The sequence below is a fragment of the Hymenobacter sublimis genome (assembly GCF_023101345.1).
Taxonomy (GTDB): domain Bacteria; phylum Bacteroidota; class Bacteroidia; order Cytophagales; family Hymenobacteraceae; genus Hymenobacter; species Hymenobacter sublimis.
This window is the reverse complement of record NZ_CP095848.1, coordinates 1,854,233-1,877,492: the sequence shown is the minus strand read 5'-3', so window position 1 is coordinate 1,877,492 and position 23,260 is coordinate 1,854,233. Positions and strand designations below refer to the sequence as shown.

At 56.4% G+C, this 23,260-nt stretch carries 20 protein-coding genes; 13 read left to right on the top strand and 7 right to left on the bottom strand.

The features are described 5' to 3' along the window. Nucleotides 1-41: 41 nt before the first annotated feature. The 5 genes from MWH26_RS07915 to lepA all read right to left on the bottom strand — a co-directional run bounded on the left by MWH26_RS07915 (nt 42) and on the right by lepA (nt 5,897). Nucleotides 42-1,997: an OmpA family protein gene (locus MWH26_RS07915; RefSeq protein ID WP_244696055.1), complete on the bottom strand. Its 1,956-nt coding sequence runs from the start codon at nt 1,995-1,997 to the stop codon at nt 42-44. A gap of 14 nt (nt 1,998-2,011) precedes the next feature. Beyond that, the gene (locus tag MWH26_RS07910; RefSeq protein ID WP_247976777.1) at nt 2,012-2,662 is read right to left on the bottom strand and encodes a 7-carboxy-7-deazaguanine synthase QueE; all 651 of its coding nucleotides are present in this window, start codon (nt 2,660-2,662) and stop codon (nt 2,012-2,014) included. Between the two features lie 225 nt (nt 2,663-2,887). Further along, the gene (locus tag MWH26_RS07905) at nt 2,888-3,799 is read right to left on the bottom strand and encodes a bifunctional 5,10-methylenetetrahydrofolate dehydrogenase/5,10-methenyltetrahydrofolate cyclohydrolase (RefSeq protein ID WP_247976776.1); all 912 of its coding nucleotides are present in this window, start codon (nt 3,797-3,799) and stop codon (nt 2,888-2,890) included. A gap of 11 nt (nt 3,800-3,810) precedes the next feature. Then, entirely contained in the window at nt 3,811-4,002 is a 192-nt protein-coding gene (locus MWH26_RS07900) for a hypothetical protein (protein WP_247976775.1), read from the bottom strand. A 107-nt stretch (nt 4,003-4,109) separates the two neighbouring features. Beyond that, nucleotides 4,110-5,897 carry a translation elongation factor 4 gene (gene lepA, locus MWH26_RS07895; protein ID WP_247976774.1) on the bottom strand — a complete coding sequence of 596 codons (1,788 nt, stop codon included), beginning with the start codon at nt 5,895-5,897 and terminating at the stop codon, nt 4,110-4,112. 267 nt (nt 5,898-6,164) lie between these two features. On the opposite strand from lepA, the gene MWH26_RS07890 reads away from it, so the two are divergent. The 7 genes from MWH26_RS07890 (at nt 6,165) to MWH26_RS07860 (ending at nt 15,421) form a co-directional block, all read left to right on the top strand. Next, entirely contained in the window at nt 6,165-6,572 is a 408-nt protein-coding gene (locus MWH26_RS07890; RefSeq protein WP_244696052.1) for a GlcG/HbpS family heme-binding protein, read from the top strand. A 189-nt stretch (nt 6,573-6,761) separates the two neighbouring features. Next, nucleotides 6,762-7,115, top strand: a complete 354-nt coding sequence (locus MWH26_RS07885; protein ID WP_247976773.1) for a hypothetical protein — start codon at nt 6,762-6,764, stop codon at nt 7,113-7,115. A 188-nt stretch (nt 7,116-7,303) separates the two neighbouring features. Then, nucleotides 7,304-8,116 carry a carboxypeptidase-like regulatory domain-containing protein gene (locus tag MWH26_RS07880; RefSeq protein ID WP_244696050.1) on the top strand — a complete coding sequence of 271 codons (813 nt, stop codon included), beginning with the start codon at nt 7,304-7,306 and terminating at the stop codon, nt 8,114-8,116. Between the two features lie 65 nt (nt 8,117-8,181). Next, nucleotides 8,182-8,784, top strand: coding sequence for a Uma2 family endonuclease (locus MWH26_RS07875; RefSeq protein ID WP_247976772.1), 603 nt, complete (start codon nt 8,182-8,184; stop codon nt 8,782-8,784). Nucleotides 8,785-9,575: 791 nt separating this feature from the next. After that, nucleotides 9,576-10,427 (top strand): carboxypeptidase-like regulatory domain-containing protein, encoded by an 852-nt coding sequence (locus tag MWH26_RS07870; protein WP_247976771.1) that lies wholly within the window; start codon nt 9,576-9,578, stop codon nt 10,425-10,427. A gap of 133 nt (nt 10,428-10,560) precedes the next feature. Beyond that, nucleotides 10,561-14,040 (top strand): methylmalonyl-CoA mutase family protein, encoded by a 3,480-nt coding sequence (locus MWH26_RS07865; protein ID WP_247976770.1) that lies wholly within the window; start codon nt 10,561-10,563, stop codon nt 14,038-14,040. A gap of 70 nt (nt 14,041-14,110) precedes the next feature. Beyond that, entirely contained in the window at nt 14,111-15,421 is a 1,311-nt protein-coding gene (locus MWH26_RS07860; protein ID WP_247976769.1) for a hypothetical protein, read from the top strand. A gap of 336 nt (nt 15,422-15,757) precedes the next feature. Here MWH26_RS07860 and MWH26_RS07855 read toward each other — a convergent pair whose 3' ends face one another. Together MWH26_RS07855 and MWH26_RS07850 are read right to left on the bottom strand one after the other, a co-directional pair. Further along, nucleotides 15,758-16,171, bottom strand: coding sequence for a YdgH/BhsA/McbA family protein (locus MWH26_RS07855; protein WP_247976768.1), 414 nt, complete (start codon nt 16,169-16,171; stop codon nt 15,758-15,760). A 58-nt stretch (nt 16,172-16,229) separates the two neighbouring features. Further along, complete coding sequence (locus tag MWH26_RS07850) at nt 16,230-16,679, bottom strand: hypothetical protein (RefSeq protein ID WP_247976767.1); 450 nt, start codon at nt 16,677-16,679, stop codon at nt 16,230-16,232. A 305-nt stretch (nt 16,680-16,984) separates the two neighbouring features. Here MWH26_RS07850 and MWH26_RS07845 point away from each other — a divergent pair, with 305 nt between their 5' ends. From MWH26_RS07845 to bamJ, 6 genes are all read left to right on the top strand, one after another. Beyond that, nucleotides 16,985-18,814: a peptidoglycan D,D-transpeptidase FtsI family protein gene (locus MWH26_RS07845; RefSeq protein ID WP_247976766.1), complete on the top strand. Its 1,830-nt coding sequence runs from the start codon at nt 16,985-16,987 to the stop codon at nt 18,812-18,814. A 198-nt stretch (nt 18,815-19,012) separates the two neighbouring features. After that, nucleotides 19,013-19,783 carry an aldo/keto reductase gene (locus tag MWH26_RS07840; protein ID WP_247976765.1) on the top strand — a complete coding sequence of 257 codons (771 nt, stop codon included), beginning with the start codon at nt 19,013-19,015 and terminating at the stop codon, nt 19,781-19,783. A 239-nt stretch (nt 19,784-20,022) separates the two neighbouring features. Beyond that, entirely contained in the window at nt 20,023-21,111 is a 1,089-nt protein-coding gene (locus MWH26_RS07835) for an OmpA family protein (RefSeq protein WP_247976764.1), read from the top strand. 32 nt (nt 21,112-21,143) lie between these two features. Then, nucleotides 21,144-21,962: a polysaccharide deacetylase family protein gene (locus tag MWH26_RS07830; RefSeq protein ID WP_247976763.1), complete on the top strand. Its 819-nt coding sequence runs from the start codon at nt 21,144-21,146 to the stop codon at nt 21,960-21,962. 263 nt (nt 21,963-22,225) lie between these two features. After that, nucleotides 22,226-22,363: a hypothetical protein gene (locus MWH26_RS07825; protein WP_188558631.1), complete on the top strand. Its 138-nt coding sequence runs from the start codon at nt 22,226-22,228 to the stop codon at nt 22,361-22,363. Between the two features lie 264 nt (nt 22,364-22,627). Continuing rightward, entirely contained in the window at nt 22,628-23,254 is a 627-nt protein-coding gene (gene bamJ, locus MWH26_RS07820) for a BamJ family beta-barrel-assembly machinery protein (RefSeq protein ID WP_244696039.1), read from the top strand. Nucleotides 23,255-23,260 lie beyond the last annotated feature (6 nt).

Here is a 23,260-nt window from a genome sequence, read left to right as displayed (position 1 = left end):
TTTATAGCAATTGGGCTCATTTAACGTCACAAAACGTTGTTTTATAGAATGCGGAGTTCAATGCGCCGGTTTTGCTGTCGGTGCTCCTCCGAATCATTGGGTGAGAGTGGCTTGGTTTCTCCGTAGCCTCTAAAGCGCAGACGGGTGGCCTTTACTCCCTGGCTAACCAGATACGTGTATACCGATTTAGCCCGGTTCTGGGACAAAAGCTGGTTGTCGTCGTCGGACCCTACGTCGTCCGTGTGTCCTGATACTTCTACTTGCACATCGGGGTACTGTTTCATGAAGCCCACAAGCCGGTTTAGTTCCGTCCGCGACTTCGGCTTTAGCTCATATTGCTTGGTGTCGAAGAAGAGGTTATTGAGCACTATGCTACGTCCGGCCCGCACGGGCTCCAGGTAAATGTCTAAAGTCAGGGGGTCAAAGCTGCGCTTATCACTGTAGTCAAAGCTCAGGCTCTTCATTAGGTACTTGTCGGCAGCAGCATACATGGCATACTGGCGACCCTCATTCAATACCACCGTGTATTCGCCATTTTCCGCATCAGACCCTACGTATTGCACCAGCTCATCCGTATTTAGGTCGTAAAGCTGCACATCGGCCCGGATTGGCTTTTTGGTAAACGCATCAAAAACCCGACCCTGGGTGTAGGTACTCGTTTCACGGGCCCGGATTTCCTTGGGAACTTCAAAGCCGAACAACTCCACCGGACGGTCGCGCTCCTGCTTAACCCCCGGCGCGGCAGCCCGGGAGCGGGAACAGAAGCCCCGGCGGTTATCGGAGCTAATGAAGAGTGAGGCCTCGTTTTCAAAGGTATTGAGCGGGTAACCCAAGTTCTGCGGCGTGTTCCACTTGCCGCCTACTAGCTGCTCGCACCGATAAATGTCGAGCCCGCCCATGCCCACCAACCCATCGGTAACATAGTACAGGGTAGTGCCGCTGGCATGAATGAAGGGCGCCATATCCTTGCCCGCCGTGTTCACGGGGGCCCCCACGTTGCGCGCCAGGGTCCAGTTGCCATCAGCACCCAGCGTGGTTACGTAGATGTCTTCCTGGCCTTTGCCCCCGCGGCGAATGCTGGTGAAATACAGGGTTCGGCCATCGGCAGAAAGGGTGGGTTGGGAGTCCCACTCCGGTGAGTTTACGTTACGGCCCAGGTTCTGCGGCTTGCTCCAGGTATTACCCGTGCGCCGCGAGATATACAGGTCGCAATTGCCCACGGAGTTTGGCCGGTCACAGGAGGCGAATACCAGCGTTTTTCCGTCGCCGGAAATAGTACCAGCACCTTCGTTGTACGAGGTGTTGATGGCCGGCGAAATGGAAGCTGGCGCATCCAGGGTGCCATCCTTGTTCTGGCGACTGACAAACAGATCTTCCCCGCTTTCGGCCGTGGGCCGACCAGTAAAGAGCAGAAAACGGCTATCCGCGGTAAGGGCCGGAAAATACTGAAACCGGTAGGTGTTCAGCGGACCGGGCAGCCGCTCCGGCTGAATGCCAGTGGGGGCCGCCATTGCCTTCAGGGCAAACTCGCAGTTAAGCAGTTGACGCTGCGCCCGTGGCGCGTTGCGGGGGCTTTTGGTGGCCGTTTTCAGATACTTTTTGTAGCTATCGGCGGCCGTGGTATACTCGCCAAAGCTCATGGCCAGTTCCCCAAGAGTGTAGTAATCAGTAGCTCGGGCCGGATCCAGGGGGAGTTTGGCTATGCCGTCTCGGTAGGCCTCAAAGGCGGCGCGGTTCTCTCCCATGGCCTTAAGCATGGAGCCTTTCATCAGATACGGCTCGCCTAGGGAAGGAAACTTTTGGTTGAGTTGGGTCAGGGTTTCAATGGCCTTGGTAAACTCCCGGTCTTTGGCTTGCTCCTGGGCTTTTTCCCACAGGTTACGGGCCTTGGTATTAGTAGTGCTAAGCTTTGCCTGCGCAACAGCTTGAAGGGGAACAACCTCACTGACGGCTAGTGCCAACAACACCACAAACGGAACGGAAAGTAAACGGCGCATAGGCGGGTAGGGCGCTACGGAATGTCGAGGAACTTATGAGTCTGCAGCGACACTTGCCACTGCGGATTGGCTTTTACGTAGTCAACAATAAGGGGCATCATCTGCGTGGCCTTGCTCCACTCCGGCTGCAAATACAACCGGCACTCCGGTCCAACCAGCGCAGCGTGCTGCTCGGCCCAGGCAAAATCGCTCTTGTTGAAGACCACAATTTTCAGCTCGTGGGCGGCAGCTAGCACGGAAGGCAGCGGGGCTTTGAATTTCTTGGGCGAAACGCAAATCCAGTTCCACTCTCCGCTGAGTGGGTAGGCCCCACTGGTTTCAATCCAGGTGCGGCAGCCGGCTGCGTGTAAGGCTGTAGTTAGGGGGCCCAGATCATGCATAAGCGGCTCGCCCCCAGTGATGACCACGTTACGGCCGGGCTCCGCGGTAACGGCGGCAACTAGTTCAGCCAGGGTCTGGCGCGGGTGTGCGTCCAGGGGCCACGACTCCTTCACATCGCACCACACGCACCCCACATCACACCCGCCGAGGCGAATGAAATAAGCGGCACGGCCAGTGTTGTAGCCTTCGCCCTGAATCGTATAAAACTGCTCCATAACGGGCAGTGTAAGCGCCGCAGCCGCCTGGGTCGGGGCTGCCGACGTAACGGGAAGTTCGTGCAGCAAAACGCGTATTCTGAAAATAATAAGCCGGGCCGCTGGGGCGGGTCCGGTGGGCTAGCACCAGACCTGTTTACCAACGGCCCGACTTTAAAAGTAGTACACCGCCCCCAATTCTAAAAGCCTGAGGCGGTTTTAATTGGATTTTGAGGCCCAACGTAAGGGTTGAAGCTGAACGATAACCTATTGGGTTTAGCTATGAGGTAGCGCTACCTAGGGTCACCAGCCCATTTACTTTGGATATACCTCTCCTTTGGCTGCCCGCAGCGTGTTCAGCAACAGCATGGCAATGGTCATGGGGCCTACCCCACCCGGCACCGGCGTAATGTAGGAAGCTAACGGTGCCACCTGGGCGAAGTTTACATCTCCCTTAAGCGCCCACCCCGATTTCTTGGTAGCGTCTTCGACCCGGGTTGTACCCACATCAACAATGACCGCGCCGGGCTTAACCATATCGGCGGTAACAAACTCCGGCCGGCCTAGCGCCGCTACCAAAATGTCTGCAGAGCGGGTTATTTCTGCCAAGTTCTGGGTTCGAGAGTGGCATAAAGTAACTGTACAGTTGCCTGGCTCTAAGTTCTTGGCTAGTAGTATACTAACCGGAGTACCCACAATGTTACTACGTCCGATTACGACGCAGTGTTTGCCATCGGTCGGCAACTCGTAGCGGCGCAGCAGCTCCACAATGCCGGAAGGGGTAGCGGGTAGCAAGGCCGGCAATCCCGCAACCATCCGGCCGATGTTCATAGGGTGGAAACCGTCTACGTCCTTTTCCGGACGGATGGCCTCAATGACCTTGTTCGTGTCAATGTGCTTGGGTAGGGGCAGCTGCACAATGAATCCGTCTATGCTGTCGTCTTGGTTTAGCTCATCCACTTTGGTCAGCAGTTCAGCCTCCGTGATGTCGTCCTCGTAGCGCAACAGCGTGCTCTCGAATCCTACCCGTTCGCAGGCCAGCACTTTGTTGCGCACGTAAGTTTCGGAGCCACCATCGTGGCCAACCAGAACAGCGGCCAGGTGCGGCACCTTTTGGCCGGCAGCTTTGCGCTGGCTAACCTCAGCGGCAATTTCCTCTTTAATGGCCTCGGCGGTTTGCTTGCCGTCAATCAGGCGGTAGGTAGTGGCGTCGGGGGCAGTGGTCATGGGTACGAAGATTAGGCTAAGTCTTGAGGGTGGTCGAGAATCCGTTTGTGGCCGTGCGCGGCAATGGCGGCAGTACCGGCAGCTTGCAGAGCGGCCTCCATTGCAGGCCAATCGTCGCGCCACCGGAACTTGCGCTCCTGCCCTTTGATGATTTTGTCTAGTTGATCCTGGCTCGTACAGTTCTTGAGAAGGTTATCGGACATGTTCTGCGATGGTTAATCATTACACGCCGTGTCAAGAAGTGTATGAGGTGAAAAAGAAACGTGGTGGAAACAAAAAGCGCGGCCCGTTTCGGGCCGCGCTTGGTATGCTAATCGATTTTGAGTACGGCCAAAAATGCCTCTTGCGGAATTTCTACGGAACCTACCTGGCGCATCCGTTTCTTACCTTCCTTCTGCTTTTCAAGCAGCTTGCGCTTGCGGCTGATGTCGCCGCCGTAGCACTTGGCAATTACGTTTTTGCGGAGGGCTTTTACCGTTTCACGGGCAATGATTTTTTGCCCAATGCTGGCCTGAATAGCAATTTCGAACTGCTGGCGCGGGAGCAGCTCCCGAAGTTTCTCACAGAGGCGGCGGCCCCAGTCGTAGCTTTTGGAGCGGTGCACGATGGCCGACAAGGCATCTACTTTCTCCCCGTTTAACATCACGTCCAGCTTCACCATGTCCGATTCGCGGAAGCCGATCAGCTCGTAGTCGAGGGAAGCGTAGCCGCGAGAAATGGTTTTTAGCTTGTCAAAGAAGTCAAACACAATTTCCGACAAGGGTAACTCGAAGGTCAGCTCTACCCGCTCCGAGGTCAGGTAGCTTTGGCCCTTGATGATGCCGCGCTTTTCCATGCACAGCGTAATAATGGGCCCTACGTAGTCAGCAGCCGTGATGATTTGAGCTTTGATATAGGGCTCCTCAATGCGCTTAATAACGTTGGGCTCCGGCATTTCGGAGGGCGCATTGATGGTCAGGAGCTGGTCCTTGGTGCCGGTAGCGTGGAACTGCACCGAGGGAACGGTGGTAATCACCGTCATGTCAAACTCCCGTTCCAGACGCTCCTGCACAATTTCCATGTGCAGCATCCCGAGAAAGCCGCACCGGAAGCCGAAGCCCAGGGCCACGGACGTTTCGGGTTCCCACACCAGGGAGGCGTCATTGAGCTGGAGCTTTTCCATGCAGGAACGTAGCTCCTCGTACTCGGTGGTATCCACGGGGTAAATGCCGGCGAATACCATGGGCTTCACGTCCTCGAAACCCTGAATAGCTTCGGCCGTGGGGCGTGCTACGTGCGTGATGGTGTCGCCTACTTTTACCTCGCGGGCCTCCTTAATACCGGAAATCAGATAGCCCACGTTGCCGGCCCCAATTTCGGGCCGGGGCTCCTGGTTCAGGCCCAGAATACCAATTTCATCGGCGCCGTATTCCTTGCCCGTGGCCATGAATCGGAGCTTGTCGCCCTTGCGCATGGTGCCGTTCTTGATGCGGAACAACACCTCAATGCCGCGGTAGGAGTTAAAGACCGAGTCGAAAATTAGGGCCTGCAGGGGAGCTTCCGGGTCACCGGTGGGGGCCGGAATTCGCTCACAAATGGCGTTTAGAATGGCCTCAATACCAATCCCAGATTTACCCGAAGCAGGAATAATTTCCTCCCGCTCACAGCCAATCAGGTCCACAATCTCATCTGACACCTCCTCTGGCATGGAGTGAGGCAGGTCAATTTTATTAAGAACCGGAATAATAGTCAGGTCAGAGCCAATAGCCAGGTATAGATTGCTAATGGTCTGGGCTTCAATTCCTTGGGAGGAATCCACGATGAGCAGAGCGCCTTCGCAAGCCGCAATGGAACGGGATACCTCGTAGCTAAAATCGACGTGGCCGGGCGTATCAATCAGGTTGAGCGTGTACTGCTCGCCCTTGTACTGATACTGCATTTGAATGGCGTGGCTCTTGATAGTAATGCCCCGCTCCCGCTCCAGATCCATGTTGTCGAGCAGTTGGGCTTGCATATCGCGCTTGGCTACCGTGCTGGTAAATTCCAGGAGACGGTCGGCCAGGGTGCTCTTGCCGTGGTCGATGTGGGCGATGATGCAGAAATTGCGGATGTTCTTCACTAGAGGCGGTTTTTTCCAAAGGCGAAGGTACAAAAAACGACCCGTAAAAGCTAACGGAGCCCGTTTACCCGCTCCTGTCCCAACGCGCGGCCCTGTAGGGTTCGGCAAGGGCTTTCGGCTAGCTCCTACCCTTTCACGCTGCTTAGAACCAGTGAGTCGAAACAAACCGGTAGCCAAGTCAGGGCTACCGCTGTACCGGCCGAACAATGTGCCGCGGATGTCGTTCTTGACTACGAAACTTTCTTTCCTGCTAATCAGATAACACGTATGGGTATTACTCTTCAGCAAGCGCAACGGGCCCTGCAAGCCGCTCACGAAAAGGCGCAGCAAATGGGCGTCAAAATGAACATTGCCGTCGTTGACTCCGGGGCTAATCTGGTGGCCTTCATCCGCATGGATGATGCTTGGTTGGGCTCCCTGGATATCTCCATCAAAAAGGCCAAAACGGCACGTTTCTTCGACATGCCTACGGGCGCCATCGGGGGACTTTCGCAGCCCGGCGGCTCCCTGTACAACATTGAGCACTCAAATGGTGGGCTCATCACCTTTCCCGGCGGTATTCCGCTCAAGAATAGCGAAGGGCAGATATTTGGCGCCATTGGCGTGTCGGGTAGTACCGTAGAGGACGACCACGCCGTAGCTGAAGCGGGCGTGCAGGCCTTGGCAAACGAATAAGGTACCGCCCTACGTCGGCGAATTTAGCACATCACCCCTAGGTGGCCTCTGATGGCTGCCTAGGGGTGATTTTTGCTTTCAGCCTATTAAGTATGTAGCCCCAGAAGTAGGTAGGCGGTAGCTGGTAATTTTAACCCCGTTGACAGTCGTTCGTAAGGGGTTATATCCCTCCACTTTACCCTTTCCCGTATGAGCGTTCAAGTAAATTCCGAAGCCGTTACGTTTGCAAAACAACTCATCCGGGAGGGCAAATTTAAAAACGACGAAGGCCACTGGAGCCAGCACAACCCCGACGCCCGCCAGGAAAACACATTCTTGCAAACGCATGAAATAGCCGAATACGCTAACTGGCACCTGGGCCTGGATACTAGCAAGGGTAAAGACACCAAGGGCCACTACCACTTTCCCTACGGCGACTTTAAAACCGTACACCGTGACGGCCTTATTGCGGCCAAGGAGCGAGCGGCCCAGCAAGGCTACTCCGATATCGAAAACGCCGCTGATGAGTTGCTGCAAGCTCTGGAGAAGCAGGCCAACAAGTAACTGGCTGGTCAAGCGGCCGAACGGCTGAGGCGAGGACAAGGGCCCCAGCCGTTTTGTTGTGTCGTCACCTTTTGCAAGAGTTGACCCACGCGGCGGGCGTATATTGCACCCCATCCACCAAGGCGGTGCTCTGTCTTGCCTTTTTTAGAATGCCACCCAGATTTCGTTTACTGCTTCTATTCTCGCTTGTGAGTTTCGGCCTGCGGGCCCAGAACATCATTCTCGAAGGCCGAATTCTGCATACCCAAACCAATGAGCCGGTACCTTTTGCTACCCTAGGCGTGCCGGGCCGGGGACTAGGCACCGTGGCCGATGAGCAGGGCCGCTACCTACTACGCCTGCCGAGTCTGCAGGATACTTTGGTGGTTACCTGTGTGGGCTTTTCCCGGCAGGTAGTACTGCCGGCGGCCTTGGCTGCCGGGCAACGCGAATTTCGGCTGGCCCCGCAGGAGCAGGCCCTGGGTACGGTGGTAGTGGAGCACCGCCGGGTGCGGCCGGGCCAGCTGGGCCGCAACAAGGAAAAGGCCGACGTGCTCTGGACGGGAGGCTCCAGCGGCAAGGAAACCGTAGACGATGAATGGGGCTGGGAACTAGGCACCGTGCTGCGGCCTACCCGCCGTACCTACCTCGAAGAATTCCACGTTTTTCTGTCGGCCAATACCTACGAGCACCTGCGCTTCCGCCTGAACCTGTACGTGCTGGAGCAGGGCCGGCCGGGTCGGGCGCTACTCTCCCGCGACGTGCAGTTGGTATGCAGCAACCGCCAACGGGGCTGGCTTACGGTAGATTTGCGACCCTACGAAATCATGCTGGAAGCCCAGCCGGTAGTAGCTACCGTTCAGTGGCTGCAGAGCGAGAAAACGAATCCGTGGGACAAGTACTTCTCGATACCCGTGACACGGCAGCCCAAACAAGTAATGGTAGAGCGCGAGAACAGCGAGGCGGCCTGGACCCTGCACGAACTGCAACCCAGCCTGTACTTTACGGTGCTGACGGAGTAAAGCTACCGTAGCTGGTCTGCCACCCCGTTTTTGCGTATCTTCCGCTTGTCTACACTAGATCCGTTATGCGCCCTACCATCACTGAAGATGTCATTACGCTCCGCAGCCCGGTGCTGGCCAATATGTCGGACGACGAGTTTTTCGACTTTTGCCAGTTGAACTCCGACTTGCGGATTGAGCGTACTGCCAACCACGAAATACTACTTATGTCGCCTACTGGCAGCCGTTCCGGCAAACGTAACGCACGCCTTACCGGGCAACTCTACAGCTGGTATGCCCAGCATTCACAACAAGGCGAGGTATTTGATTCCAACACCGGTTTTACTCTCCCTGATGGCTCCGTACTGTCGCCAGATGCTTCCTGGGTTTCAGCGGCCAAGTGGAACGCCCTGACCACCGAGCAGCAGGACAAATTCGCCCCCGTGTGCCCGGAGTTTGTGGTGGAGCTGAAATCGTCCTCCGACTCCACAAAAACCCTGCAGGCCAAAATGCTCGACTGGCTCCGCAACGGTGCCCAATTGGCATGGCTCATTGTACCGGAAACCGAAACGGCCTACCTCTACCGCCCCGGCCAGCCGGAACCGGAACTCGTGCAGGGCTTTGAGAAGGAGATATCCGGCGAAGCCGTGCTGCCAGGGTTCCGGCTGCGGCTGGCGGAGCTGCGGTAACTAGCTCAACCATCGACCTTTTTAATAAGCAATGGGTTTTACAATTGAGAATAGGCGGTTCGGTATAGTACTAGCGAGCGACGTAAATCCACGAGACGGTCTTGGTTGGCAGTTATTTGAGTACACTGGCAGCAAGTCGATTCTACTACTAGAACTATTTAGGCACGATGACCAGAAACGGGTAAGCTTTGAAGCCTTCGAGTCAATGAATATACCTCTAGAAGCCCTAGAGATAGTGCTGAATAGCTTCAACACTACAGGAGGCAGGGATTTTATTGCTGACTTTGACGAAGAAGCTTAACTTCTGTTTTTGGTTTTTTCTTTTCCGAAAAGCCTCTTACTACCCCTTTTGAGCTTCTTTTGTAGAATTTCCAACGGCTCCCAAAGCAATGATAGCCGCTCCTGGTAGGCGGCCTACAGGTTTAAGCCTGTCGCGCCCTTCAGTAAGCCTACTGTGTATCCAACTAAGCGTATCACGCAATTAGCAAAGACTGTTGCACGACCGTTCAAGGGCGTCACGCACTTAACTCAGCCTGCCATGCGACCGTTAAAGGTCGTCGCGCGGGCGTTCGAGCTTATCACTCGGCTATCAAAGGTCGTCGCACGGGAGTTCAAGCCTACAACACGGCCGCCTGCATCTGCTGCATGGGTGCTTCTATAGCTGCCCCGGCCCACCCCACCGGGGCTTTTTTTATGCGCTTTGCAACGCATTGCCCTTGCCCAACGCTCTGCTAGCTGTACCTATCCAACGTCCAATAATTCGTATGCGGTTTACCTTTTGGGGGAATGTATTGCTCCTTCTGCTCCCGGCCTGCGGGCTACACGCCCAAGCGCTGCACGGCACCGTGCTGCACGATTCCCTGACTACGCCCATGCCGTTTGCCTCCGTGGGCGTGCGGAATAAACCTTTCGGAACGGTGACCGATGCGCAAGGCCGCTTTAGTTTCCCCGACTCGCCGGAACTGACGTCCCAGGATACCGTGGTTGTGTCCTGCGTAGGGTACTGGCCGGTTCGGGTACCGCTACCAGCTTTGCGACAGCAACACGCGGCCCTGATGAAGCTGCGGCCCCGGGCGCAGGCATTGCGAGAAGTAACCGTGCGGCACCGGCAGCTACGCCCGGAAGTGCTAGGCCACTCCGGCAAAAGCGGTATGGCCCGTTGGGGCATCAGCAGCATGAGTCAGGACAGCACCGGCCCCCGCGATATGCGGGGTCGGGAATTTGGCACCTTTCTCCGCCCTGCCCGAAGCTGCTACGTGGATAGTTTCAACGTGTATATCGAAAGCAACCCATTCCGGGCGGTCCGGTTCCGGCTGATGCTGTATGCGGTACGCGACGGCAAACCGGCTACGGCTCTGCTGCCTGATGACGTACAATTTGTGGTGCGCGACCAACGCACCGGCTGGATTTCAGTGGATTTGCGCTCCTACAACTTGCAACTCGAGAAAAAGCAACCGGTGGCCCTGGCTCTGCAGTGGCTCGATAATGACACGCCTTCTGCGGAGCGCTGGTTCTTTGGCATTCCGGCCGTGTTTCCGGCTCCACTGCACCGGGTATTCAGCCGGAACAAAAGTCAGGCCCAGTGGACCACTTTCCCCATGCAACCTAGCATGTACCTGAAGGTCCAGAGCTGGCAAGAGTGAGGCCGGCGGTGGCCTGAGCGGTCAGCTACGCCACCCTTGTGCTGCTTATGACTGCTGAACCAGCCCCGGCCCACCCCGCCGGGGCTTTTTTCGTACCTTCGCTACCCCAAATTCCACCCAAACCTTCCGCGCTATGCAAGCAGCTCCCGTAGCTCCGTATAAGCCCCAAAACCACATCCGCATCGTGACGGCGGCGGCCCTGTTTGATGGTCACGACGCCGCCATTAATATCATGCGCCGCATCATTCAGAGCAGCGGCGCCGAAGTAATTCACCTGGGCCACAACCGCTCGGTGCAGGAAATCGTGGACTGCGCCATTCAGGAAGACGCCCAGGCCATTGCCATTACCTCCTACCAGGGCGGCCACAACGAGTACTTCAAGTACATGTTTGACTTGCTCAAGGAGCGCGGCGCGGGGCACGTAAAAATCTTCGGTGGCGGCGGCGGCGTAATTCTGCCCACCGAAATCGAGGAACTAGAAGCCTACGGCATCACCCGCATCTACTCCCCCGACCACGGCCGCGCCATGGGCCTGCAGGGCATGATCAACGACCTGCTCCAGAAGTCGGACTTCCCCACCGGCCAGAACCTTAACGGCGAGGCTGGCCACGTAAAGGAGAAGGACGCCCGCAGCATTGGCCGCCTGATTTCGGCCGCCGAAAACTTCCCCCAGGAGTTTGAGCGGGTGAAAGGCCAGCTGATTGCTGATTTTCAGCAGTCGGAAGCGGGCAATGATCAACGCCTCGACCCTACCCCCGTCGGCACCTCGAAGGCCCCGATCCTGGGCATCACGGGCACGGGCGGTGCGGGTAAGTCGAGCCTAGTAGACGAGCTGGTGCGCCGCTTCCTGCTCGACTTTCCGGAGAAAACCATTGCCATCATTTCGGTGGATCCCAGCAAGCGCAAAACCGGCGGGGCCCTCCTAGGCGACCGTATCCGGATGAACTCCATCAACTCGCCGCGGGTGTACATGCGCAGCCTGGCTACGCGCCAGAGCAACCTGGCCCTGAGCAAGTATGTGCAGGATGCCGTGGACGTGGTGCGCGCCGCCGACTTCGACCTGATTATCCTCGAAACCTCCGGCATCGGCCAGTCGGATACGGAAATCATTGAGCACTCCGACGCCAGCCTGTACGTGATGACGCCGGAGTACGGCGCCGCTACCCAGCTGGAGAAAATCGACATGCTCGATTTTGCCGACGTCATTGCCCTCAACAAGTTCGACAAGCGCGGCGCCCTCGATGCGCTGCGCGACGTGCGCAAGCAGTTCCAGCGCAACCACCAGCTCTGGGACACGCCTCTGGACTCGATGCCGGTGTTCGGTACCATCGCCTCCCAGTTCAACGACCCCGGCATGAACCGGCTGTACCGGGCTGTGCTGGCCACCGTAGAAGCCAAGACGGGCGTGCCGTTTGCCTCGCAGCTTGAGACTACCAAGGAGGATTCGGAGAAGATTTATATCATTCCGCCTCACCGCACGCGTTACCTTTCTGAAATAGCCGAAACCAACCGCCAATATGACCAGTGGGTTCAAAAACAGTCTGACACCGCTCAGCAGCTCTACGGAATCCGGCAAGCCATCGGAGCCGTCCAAAGCCTCGGAAGTAACCCCGCCGGTGGAGGATCTGGCGCTGGGAACGGCAGCAACGCCCCCGGATCAGGAAACCTCGTCGCCGGCCTGGAGAGCACCTTCGAGGAAATCAAGCTCCGGCTGGACGGCCAAAACTGGAAACTCCTGGAGACCTGGCCGCAAAAGGTAGCCGCTTACAAAGCCCCCGAGTTCATCTTCAAGGTGCGCGACAAGGAAATCCGCATCCAGACCCACACTACCAGCCTCTCGAACCAGCAGATTCCCAAGGTCAGCCTGCCGCGCTACACGGCCTGGGGTGATTTGCTGCGCTGGCAGCTACAGGAAAACGTGCCCGGCGAGTTTCCCTACACGGCCGGCGTGTTTCCCTTCAAGCGCGAAGGCGAAGACCCTACCCGCATGTTTGCCGGCGAAGGTGGACCCGAGCGCACTAACCGCCGCTTCCACTACGTATCGGCCGGCCTGCCGGCCAAGCGCCTGAGCACGGCCTTCGACTCCGTAACGCTCTACGGCGAAGACCCCGACCACCGGCCCGACATCTACGGCAAAATCGGTAACGCCGGCGTGAGCATCGCCTGCCTCGACGATGCCAAGAAGCTGTATTCCGGCTTCAACTTGGCTAACCCGACTACCTCCGTGTCGATGACCATTAATGGTCCGGCCGCGCAGCTGGCGGCCTTCTTCATGAACGCCGCTATTGATCAGCAGTGCGAGCTGTACATCAAGGAGCACGGGCTAGAAGACGAAGTCAACCAGAAGATTGAAGCCATCTATCAGGAGAAAGGGGTAGCGCGCCCCAGCTACCAAGGCGAGCTGCCCGCCGGCAACGATGGCCTGGGCCTCATGCTGCTCGGCGTAACCGGCGACCAGGTGCTACCCGCCGACGTGTACGCCACCATCAAGGTGCGCACGCTCAGCCAGGTGCGCGGCACCGTGCAGGCCGACATCCTGAAGGAAGACCAGGCCCAGAACACCTGCATCTTCTCCACGGAGTTTGCCCTGCGCCTCATGGGCGATGTGCAGGAATACTTCATCAAAGAGAAGGTTCGCAACTTCTACTCGGTGTCAATTTCCGGCTACCACATTGCCGAGGCCGGTGCCAACCCCATTACCCAGCTGGCCCTTACCCTCAGCAACGGCTTCACCTTCGTGGAGTACTACGTGAGCCGGGGCATGGACGTGAACGACTTTGCCCCCAACCTGTCGTTCTTCTTCTCCAACGGCATTGACCCCGAGTACGCGGTAATTGGCCGCGTGGCGCGCCGCATCTGGGCTAAGGCCATGAAGCTGAAGTACGGTGCCAACGCCCGCTCGCAGATGTTGAAGTACCACATCCAGACCAGCGGCCGGAGCTTGCACGCCCAGGAAATCGACTTCAACGATATCCGCACTACGTTGCAGGCCCTCTACGCCATCTACGATAACTGCAACTCCCTGCACACTAACGCCTACGATGAGGCCATTACCACGCCCACCGAGGAATCGGTGCGCCGGGCCATGGCCATTCAGCTCATCATCAATCGGGAGCTAGGCCTGGCCAAGAACGAAAACCCGCTGCAAGGCTCCTTCATCATCGAAGAACTCACTGACCTAGTGGAAGAAGCGGTGCTGCTGGAGTTTGACCGCATCACGGAGCGCGGCGGCGTGCTGGGCGCCATGGAAACCATGTACCAGCGCGGCAAGATTCAGGAAGAAAGCATGCACTATGAGATGCTCAAGCACACTGGCGAGTACCCCATCATCGGCGTGAACACCTTCCTCTCCTCCAAAGGCTCACCCACAGTCATCCCGGCTGAGGTAATCCGCGCCACGGAGGAGGAAAAGCAGTATCAAATAGCTATGCTCCAGAACCTGCACGCCCGCAACCAAGGCACCGCCGAGCAGCGCCTGAAGCAGCTGCAACAAGTGGCAGTAGCCAACGGCAACCTCTTCGAGGAGCTGATGGAAACCGTGAAGTTCTGCTCCCTAGGCCAGATTACGAACGCCCTGTTTGAGGTAGGCGGCCAGTATCGGCGAAATATGTAAGTTTATTCTTGTGCGAATGGCCCAGAACCAGGAAACGAGTCCGGGTTCTGGGCCAACATTATTGATAATCATGAAAGAACTTTTCGATTTACTTTATCAGCAACTTTGGACGCCGAAGCATTGCAATAAAATTATTGCCACAATGAGTGACGATAAAATTTATGCAGTAATTGACTCGGCAATAAGCATTATCCAACGTTCTAATAGCATAAAACATGATTCTAAATTCAGTTTTGTAGCAAATAACACTCTAAGCGGAGGAACTTTTCCATGTTCTCGAGACCTATGCCGTATTAACCATATAGACACTTTAGCAAGAAATGCAGCATTATATGCTGATGTAGTTTATATACAAAATCCATTCGAAAAATACTTACATACCGCTTATTTCAGTGATTATGCAAAAGCTCTGCTTATTGCAGATATTAAAGTGCTTTATCATGTAAAACCATTACTCGATGCTGGCATTTTTTTGTTTACAACTACATTTCAGCACATATGCAGAGATTGTTTGCGAGAAACCAAAGCAATTACTAAAGAATACGAGGCAAAAATTATTGAAGCAGAAATTTCATTAAAAGAGACGTTCCTGAATGAAATTGAATTCATTCTTGAAACAGACGAAGACGGAGATGCTTTCATTATAGCAGAAGGCCCCGAGGAAATTCTTGAGCATCCCAGTGGATTTAGCTACACTGGAAACGCGCTTGTAGATTTGAGGAAAAAGCTGGGCAGAAAAACTCAAGGTGTATTAACGAAAAGGCAAGCAACAAAGCTGGGTTTAATTAATGAATTCGTCCATCCTATCATAGACGATTTGTTGACACAAAATTACTACTCGAACATATATAACTCTTCTTATCTAACAGATAGAGAAATAGATTCGACTCTTATTCAAGACAAGAATAAAAGCATTCTAAATAAGAAGTTCACTTCCTCTCTTTCTCACCATATCCCACATATTCCAAACGTCCCTCTGGACAATCTAATAAACTTAAGAAAAAAAGAGGGCGAAGCTTTCCAAGTTTATCGAGATTCCCTTACTAACTTTTTATCTAACTCAAAAGAAAATGACACTAACCTTAAAGAAGCATTTCGGGATGAAATACTTCCTGAAATCAATAAAATGAATCAAAGCATCAAATCGGCAAAGAAGATTATCGTCGCTGATTTGGTAAAAGATATCATAGTAGGAACCACCTTTGTTTCCATTGGCCTTTTCTCGCATTTTTTACCAGAAAATATTGGTCAAATTGTAGCTGGGCTTGGTGGGATTAACTACTTAAGCAAATTTGGGGATAACACTAAAAAGTTAACAAACATCGAATCTGAAATAAGGAATAATAAATATTTTTTTGTATGGAAATTACGTCAAGGATAGGGTCTTACTAACTATTTCAATCCCAACTTAGCCAACTAGGTTGGCATTTAATCATCCTTACACGACACCCGCTTTCGCCCCCAACTGGCGCGAGTTTAGCGCAGCGTAACTCGTGACCAGCGGATAATACCTGCACTGCCGTAAAGCAGCAAACCACAACCGCGCCGCCTGGAGCTATCCAAGCGGCGCATTTCTTACTGAGAGATACTTAAAGTGCAGGTCCTGCTACCGCGGCGTATTACTTAATACTACTCGCGGGTCCACTGCCGGCCCCTATACCTCCGTTGTTCCATCTCTCCTAGCCGTTGCTCGTGCAGCAGCCCTGAGCCAAGCAGTTTATTTTTCCTCGTTACACACGCGGTGTAGCCACTCCTCAGCCGCTTCAGTGCTGTCGAACACCTCGGCGTGGAAGGCTTTTAGCTGGGCGTAGAAGTTGGCCGCGGAGCCGTCGGCTAGGGTTTCCGGCGTCGAAATCAGGGCGAAGTAACGCATACCGGCCGCAGCCGCATTGGGTGCCCATTCGTTGATGACCCAATCCATGGAATGGTCCCAGGGGCCGCGTACGGAACGGGTGTCGTTTAGAACGCAGGAAAATCCGGCCTTGGCTAGCGCTTCGGTGTAGGCCTTGGCCCCTTCCTGAATGCTGTCGGCGGTCAGGTAGCCTTGCCAGTTTACCCGGATCCACTGGTTTTCATAATCGGTATCTACTGTTAGGTACACCCTGCCCAGAGAGGTTTTTAACTCTTGCATAAAAGCCTATTCGAAATCAATGATGAATGAGAAGCGCCCTCAAATGTCTTGCACAGGGCTATTCCTGAGCCTTGGACGCTGCAGTTCTTTTTCTTACGCCTTGCTTAGCTTCCTCCAATGATGGGTAGTAAACAGGTTCCAGCACATATTTTTCGGGTTGCGCTACCGCTAGCTGGGCATACTGCTGGGTTGCCAGCTGCCCGAGCACGTTTTGGGAGGTGATGATGCTCATCTCGCGCAAACCCGCTTGGTAAGCCCGAACGTTCCAGTCGTGGGCTAGCCACTGCTGAATATCGTTGTGGATGGCACTCATGCGGCGCGTATCGGCAATCCAGCCCCAGGGCTGTTGGGGGCTGGTATGAGTCTGGAAGTACTCCAGCCCTGTGTTCATCATGTGCTTAAACTGTTCCCGGTTGGCAAAGCTATGTAGCTGTACGATGATGCAAGGCGTGGCCGAGTCTGCCAACACCGTGGCATACGATTCTTCTAGAATAATCTGTTCATACATGAAAGCATGTACGATTTTCCCAACTCGCTTGTTTCCCAGCGGCGCCCTCTCAAAGGGGAAGTATTTTACCTGAACTGCCCTAGCCCTCGCCTTCGGTTTCTGCTTTCGATTGGCTGTTTTTATCCGTATTAGCCAACAGTGTGGGGCACACGCAATAGAATTGTAGAAGCAGAAAGGGAGCCTAAGAAACTACTACCCACCGACCAGCTAGCACTAAGCTGAATTCCGCGCGGTTCCGAGCGGTAAGCAAACCGGTTGATCGAAAAGCGCAGCACCGAAGCCCGGCAATTCTCTAGCTTTACCCCATGCGCACGGCTTTTACTAAGTGGGGGAACTGTCTACTGGCTTTGCTTGTGGCCCTGGCCGCCTGCTCATCACCAGAGCAACAGACCGGCCAACCGCCGCAGGACTCGGAAACCAAGGAGGTATACACCCGCCGGCGCATCGTGGTGGCCGACTCGCTTATCCGGGGCCGCGTGCTTGACCGCAACGACTCCGTGCTGGTTGACACCCGCCTGCAGTACCTGCTGAAGCTGCCGCGCCGCTTCCCACTGGATACCCTGGCGCTAGGCCTGCTGCTAGGCTGGGATTCAACCACCGTCCGGCGCCGCATTGCCGAGGCCCTGCCCTACCCAGACGCACCCGCTGGTTACCCGGTCCAGCTTCGGCTTACTGCCGCTGAAGCCAAACGGGTCCGCCGCGACAGCGCCGACTGGCCTAGGCTGGCCGTGGTTGAGCGCCACCAGCGCACGTATACCACCGGCGCCGCGGCTCCCGTGCTGGGCTACCTGAGCAGCGAGGCGCAGGCGTTCTACCGCCAAGCTAAGCGGTACCGGCGCGGCCGTTTTTACCGGCTGCGCAATGGCGGCGTTGAAACCTATTATAACGGTCTGCTCCAGGGCCGTCACGGCTACCTCCACCCCTTGGTAGATGCCAACGGCCAAACCCACGGCACCTGGGCCAAGGATACCACTTTCCGGCAGGGCCAGGACTTACACCTCACCATTGACGTTAAGCTACAGGCCTACGCCGAAAAGCTGCTGGGCAACCGCCGCGGCTACCTAGTGGCCCTGGACCCGCGCACCGGGGAAATATTGGCTTACGTGTCGGCGCCGGTGTATAACGCGGCAACCCTTACGGCACCAGACCAGGCTGGGGTGCGCGCCGAGCTGCTGGAGCACGAAGACATGCCCTTGCTGAACCGCCCGGCCATGCTGGCTAATCCGCCCGGCTCGGTGTTTAAATTGGTGAATGCCGCCGTAGCCCTTCAGCTAGGCGCCATCAGCCCGACTACCACCTTTCGCTGCGACCAGTCCTTGATTAGCTGCGTGCACCGTCACCCCCCCGGCAAAAATCTAACCCTGGGCCTGAAGTACAGCTGCAACCCCTACTTCTACCAGGTGATGGAACGCCTTATCAACCGGGTGCCCGATACACTGGCCGTGGTGGATACGGTGGCTACCCGGCACACCAACTTGGAACTCTGGCGCCGCCACGCTCGCTCGTTCGGGCTAGACTCCGTACTGGGCGTAGATCTACCCCGCGAAGCCCCCGGTTTCCTGCCTACCCCCGCGTACTACGACAAGGCGCACCGCACCACCCGCTGGACTTACCGATCCATTTACTCGCTTAGCATTGGGCAGGGCGAAATCAACCTCACGGGCTTGCAAATGGCCAATATGGCGGCCATCATCGCCAACCGCGGCTGGTACTACCCACCTCACCTGGTGCGGAGTGTGGGAGGAAGCGGGCCCTTACCGCGCTTTCTGATTAAACACCGCACCCTCATCGACAGCGTCCACTTTGCCGCCCTGGTGCCGGGTATGGTAGCCGTGATGCAGCGCGGCGGCACGGCCGATGCCTCCAGCCTAGCGGATGTGGGCATTACGGTTGCCGGCAAAACCGGCACCGTGGAGAATGATGAGGGCGACGACCACGCCGCCTTCGTGGGCTTCGCCCCCGCCAACAAACCCCGAATAGTAGTGGCCGTTTATATCGAAAACGCTGGTTTCGGAGCTACGGCCGCTGCCCCGTGCGCCACGCTGGTGATGGAGAAACACTTGCGCGGCTACATTGCTCCCCGGCGCAAGCGCTGGGAAAAGCGCATCCAGCACCGCGCCCAAAACGGGTACTAATCGCTTGCTTACGGTATAGTCACCTACCGGCTTCGAGCGTAGCCAGCCTCTAGGTTTAGGGGCTTGCTGGGGCCACGCCTCACCCAGTTTGCGGGCGACATTTTGAGTTGGTTTAGCAGACAGCCGGCACGACAGGTTATAACTTTTCGCGCTTGCAAATGTAGTTCGGTGTACTACTCTACTTCCAGCCGTTGCTTTATGTCAACTATCACCATTGCCTCCAACTCAGCGCATCCGCTAACAGTTAACCGCTTGGGTTATGGCACCATGCGCCTGACTGGTCCGGAAGTTTGGGGCGAGCCGGCTAACCGCGGCGAGGCGCTGCAAATCCTGCGCACGGCCGTGGAGTCAGGGGTAACATTTCTGGATACTGCTGACTACTACGGCGAGGATGTTACCAACTGCCTCATCCGCGAAGCCCTGTACCCCTACCCTGAAAACCTGGTCATTTGCACCAAAGTAGGCGCTACTCGTCGGCAAGACAAAAGCTGGGTGCCATTCAACACTCCCGGTAACCTACGTACCAGCATCGATAACAACCTGCGCACCCTGGGCCAGGAGCAAATTCAGTTGGTACACCTGCGGCTGATGGGCCAGGGGCCGGTACCGCTAGACGAGCAACTGGGCGCCATGTTTGAGCTGCAGCACGAGGGCAAGATTCAGCACGTGGGCCTGAGCAACGTAACGCGCCCCGAGCTGGAAGCCGGGCTGGGACTGGGTTCTATTGCCACGGTTGAAAACATGTACAGCTACGCTCAGCGCACTACCGTGCAGCTGCCGCACGGGGCCAACCCTGGTGGTGAGGAAGTGCTGGACCTCTGCGAGCAGCACAGCATTCCGCTGATTCCATTCTTCTCGCTGGTGCACGCCCTACCCAAGGCCGATAACCGCATTGCCGAAGTTGCGCGCCAACATAACGCCACGGAAGCCCAGATCAACATTGCCTGGCTGCTGCACCGCTCCCCCTAGCTGCTCCCCATTCCGGGGACTTCCTCGCTGGCTCACCTGCAAGAGAACCTGCGGGCCGCAGCCATCCGGCTGAGCCCCGAAGACATGGCCTACCTGGGTTAGAAGCGGGAAGGGGTTGGAAGAAATTCGGCCGCGTCAGATATTCGAGTTAGCGGGTGCAGCGTTACCAGCGGTAGGGCTGCGCCCGGCGCTTAGTGCTACCCCGCCGCAACGCCCTCGAATCAGTTGACCTAGGTACCATGAAACATAGTAGTTGGCTACTTCTTCTGGCGCTGCTGCTGACAGGACCACTACGGGCCCAGTCGCTGGCGGGCGTCTGGCAAGGGGTTGAAACAGACACTGAAGACCGGGAAGGTTACTGGCCGGCGGTACTTCGGGTGCAGAAAGGCAAGGACAAGAGCTTGTTTGGGGTGCTCTACCAGGAGGTAGGCGGACAGCCCCGTACCACCGTAACGTTTCAGGTGCGGGCTACCCCTACCAGCACCGGGATGCGCCTCGAACACGTGCGTAAGCTCAACGAAACCGGCCGCTCGCCCACTAGCTACTGGTGCGACGGCTCCATTACCTTTGTTTACGACGCGCAGCAGGAAAAGCTGACGGGGCAGGCCACCTACCACCCCGTGGGGGACTGTGATTTTGGTACCTTCACCTTGTACCGAATCAAATTGAAGTCGGCGGCCAGGGTGGCGGCCAACGCGGCCAGTACCATTCGCGTGTCGGGGCGTAACGTGCTCTGGTTTGCCGATGCTGAACTCAAAAAGCCGCTTGCGGCTGGCAACAGCTACCGCACCACGCTTAGCAAAACTACCACGTTCTACCTCACCCAAGGGTATTATCCTACCAGTCAAAGTCCGGTGGTACCCATTACCATTCAGGTAACCGGTTCTGCTACGCCCAAGCCTGCTGCCCCTCGGCCGGTAGTTCCGCCGGCCCCCGTGCGCCCCGATACGGCCCGCCTCGACACAGTACGCCGCGCTCCGGCCCCGCTCCTGGCTGCCACCCCCGTAGTACTCCCAACGGTACTCTTTACGCTCGGAACGGCCGAACTGCTGCCCGAAAGTCGCCCGGCCCTTGAGCAGCTAGCTGCCGAACTCAAGGCCCGCCCGCTGCTGAAGCTGCGCGTGGCTGGCCATACCGATAAGATTGGTGAGCCCCAGAAAAATCAGGTACTCTCGGAGCAGCGCGCCCAGGCCGTAAAGGCGGAGTTGGTAAAGGCCGGAATCGAGGCCGGACGAATCAGCACCCTCGGCTACGGCGACGCCCGCCCCCTCTACCCCTCACCCGACGCCCGCAACCGCCGCGTGGAGGTGTCGGAAGAAAAGCCATAAGCAGAACAGCCGCCTTATCCTACCTCGCAAGAATGAGCAACCTCCACTGCCTAGCCTCATTAGCCCTCCTGGCCTTGACCGCCAGCACCGCCAGTTTCGCTCAAACCGCTGGCCCCTGGAACGGCAAGCAATGCGCCGTGGTGCTTACCTATGATGATGCCCTGGCGGTGGACCTCAACCACGTGGTACCTGCCCTGGACTCCCTGAAACTCCGCGGCACGTTCTACCTTATCGGCTCCTCGCCGGTGGTAGCCGCCCGCTTACCCGAATGGCGCCGGGCAGCTCTGCGCGGACATGAGCTAGGCAACCACGCCCTGATGCACCCCTGCGACGGTAGCTTGCCCGGCCGTAACTTCGTCACTCCCGACAACGACCTGAGCAAGTACACCATCAGTCGGGCAGTCAACGAAGTGCGTGCTACGAATACTCTGCTGACGGCCATTGATGGTAAAACAGCCCGCACCTTCGCCTACCCCTGCGGCGACCGGCAGATTGGGGGCGTGTACTTCTACGAACAACTTAAAAACGACTTTGTGGGGGCGCGGGGAGTTACGGCCGGCCTGCAACCGCTAGCCCAAGTCGATTTAGCCAACATCAACAGCTACATGATTAATGGGCAGTCGGGCGACTACTTGATTAATTTGGTGAAGCAGGCCCAACGCTCCCGCACCTTGCTCGTGTTCCTCTTCCACGGCGTGGGAGGAGGCCACGGCCTGAACGTGGAACTAGCCGCGCACCGGCAGTTGCTGCGCTACCTCCAAGCGCATGAGCAGGACATTTGGGTGGCGCCTATGGTGGAGGTGGCTGAGAAGATGAAAGCTAGTAAGGAAGGCTCCGGCGGTAGCAAGTAGGGCTACTGCCCTTGGCAAAACATACCCCGGGCACGCTGGCTAGCACTGGAATAGGCGGAGGCGTTTTGAAGCTGGGTGCCTTGCCTTTCCTCTGTAAACCCAGGCCTGGAACTTGTTCTTTCACTAATGTAAAAGCAGGTGCACTAGCCCTGACAGCTACTGATTGGCTTAATAAATAATGATGCTTGCATAACATTTATGTAACGACTGCGTAGTATCTTTGCATTCAACAAGCTGACTTACTTTAACATACATACAACACAATGAAAAAGACCACTGCTGCCGTTTCTTCGCTGCTCGTTCTCGGAGGTATTGGATCATTGAGCTTCCTGGCCGCTCAGGTACGCGACTTGAACCTGTTTTTTGACCTACGCGACGAGGAAGAGCTGCACTTCTGCTAGGAAGCCGCTGGCCTTGATTTCTGCAAACCCCGCTCACTCAGCGGGGTTTGTTGCGTTTAAAAGGGAACAAAGCCGAGTTCAAAATCAGGGACTTATCCTCGGCAGTTGAAAAAAACAACATCCATTCGCGCCGGTTTTCGGTACTTCACAGTAACGGCGGCCCGTGGTGGACCGTCGGGCATCCCTTTTCCACTCGCTCATCTGGTTACGCACGGCTTTTGAAAAGTAAGGCCGTAGTGTACTGAGGAGCACAACCTGTGATTTATGAATCTGAACGGCTTGAAAGAGCAAATCAGCTACATCATCGGGCGCGATATGGCCCGCAACTTCGCCCAGCAGGGCCTCGACCTGGACATTGACGTATTTGCCCAGAGCATGAAGGAGGCCATTGCCGGCGAGCCAAGCCGCCTCACGCCCGAGCAGATGCAAAGCGCCATGCAGCAGCTGCAGCAGCAGATGGAAGCCCACGAAGAAGCCAACCAAGACTCCTCTGATATGAGCAACAACAAAGCCGAAGGCGAAGCCTTCCTGCAAGCAAACTCCGCCAAGCCCGGCATCACTACCCTCCCAAGCGGCCTGCAGTACGAAGTGCTGAAGGAAGGAAGCGGCCGTAAGCCCGGTCCCGGCTCGTCCGTCACAACGCACTACCACGGCACGCTCACCAACGGCACCGTGTTCGACAGTTCCTACCAGCGCGGTCAGCCCGCTACTTTCGGTGTAAATCAGGTAATTGCCGGCTGGACAGAAGCCTTGCAGCTGATGCCTGAGGGCTCAAAGTGGCGCCTGTACATTCCCTCTGACCTGGCCTACGGCAAGCGTGGTGCCGGCCGCGACATCGGTCCGGACTCGGCCCTTATCTTCGACGTAGAGCTGCTGAAAGTTAATAATTAAGCTTTT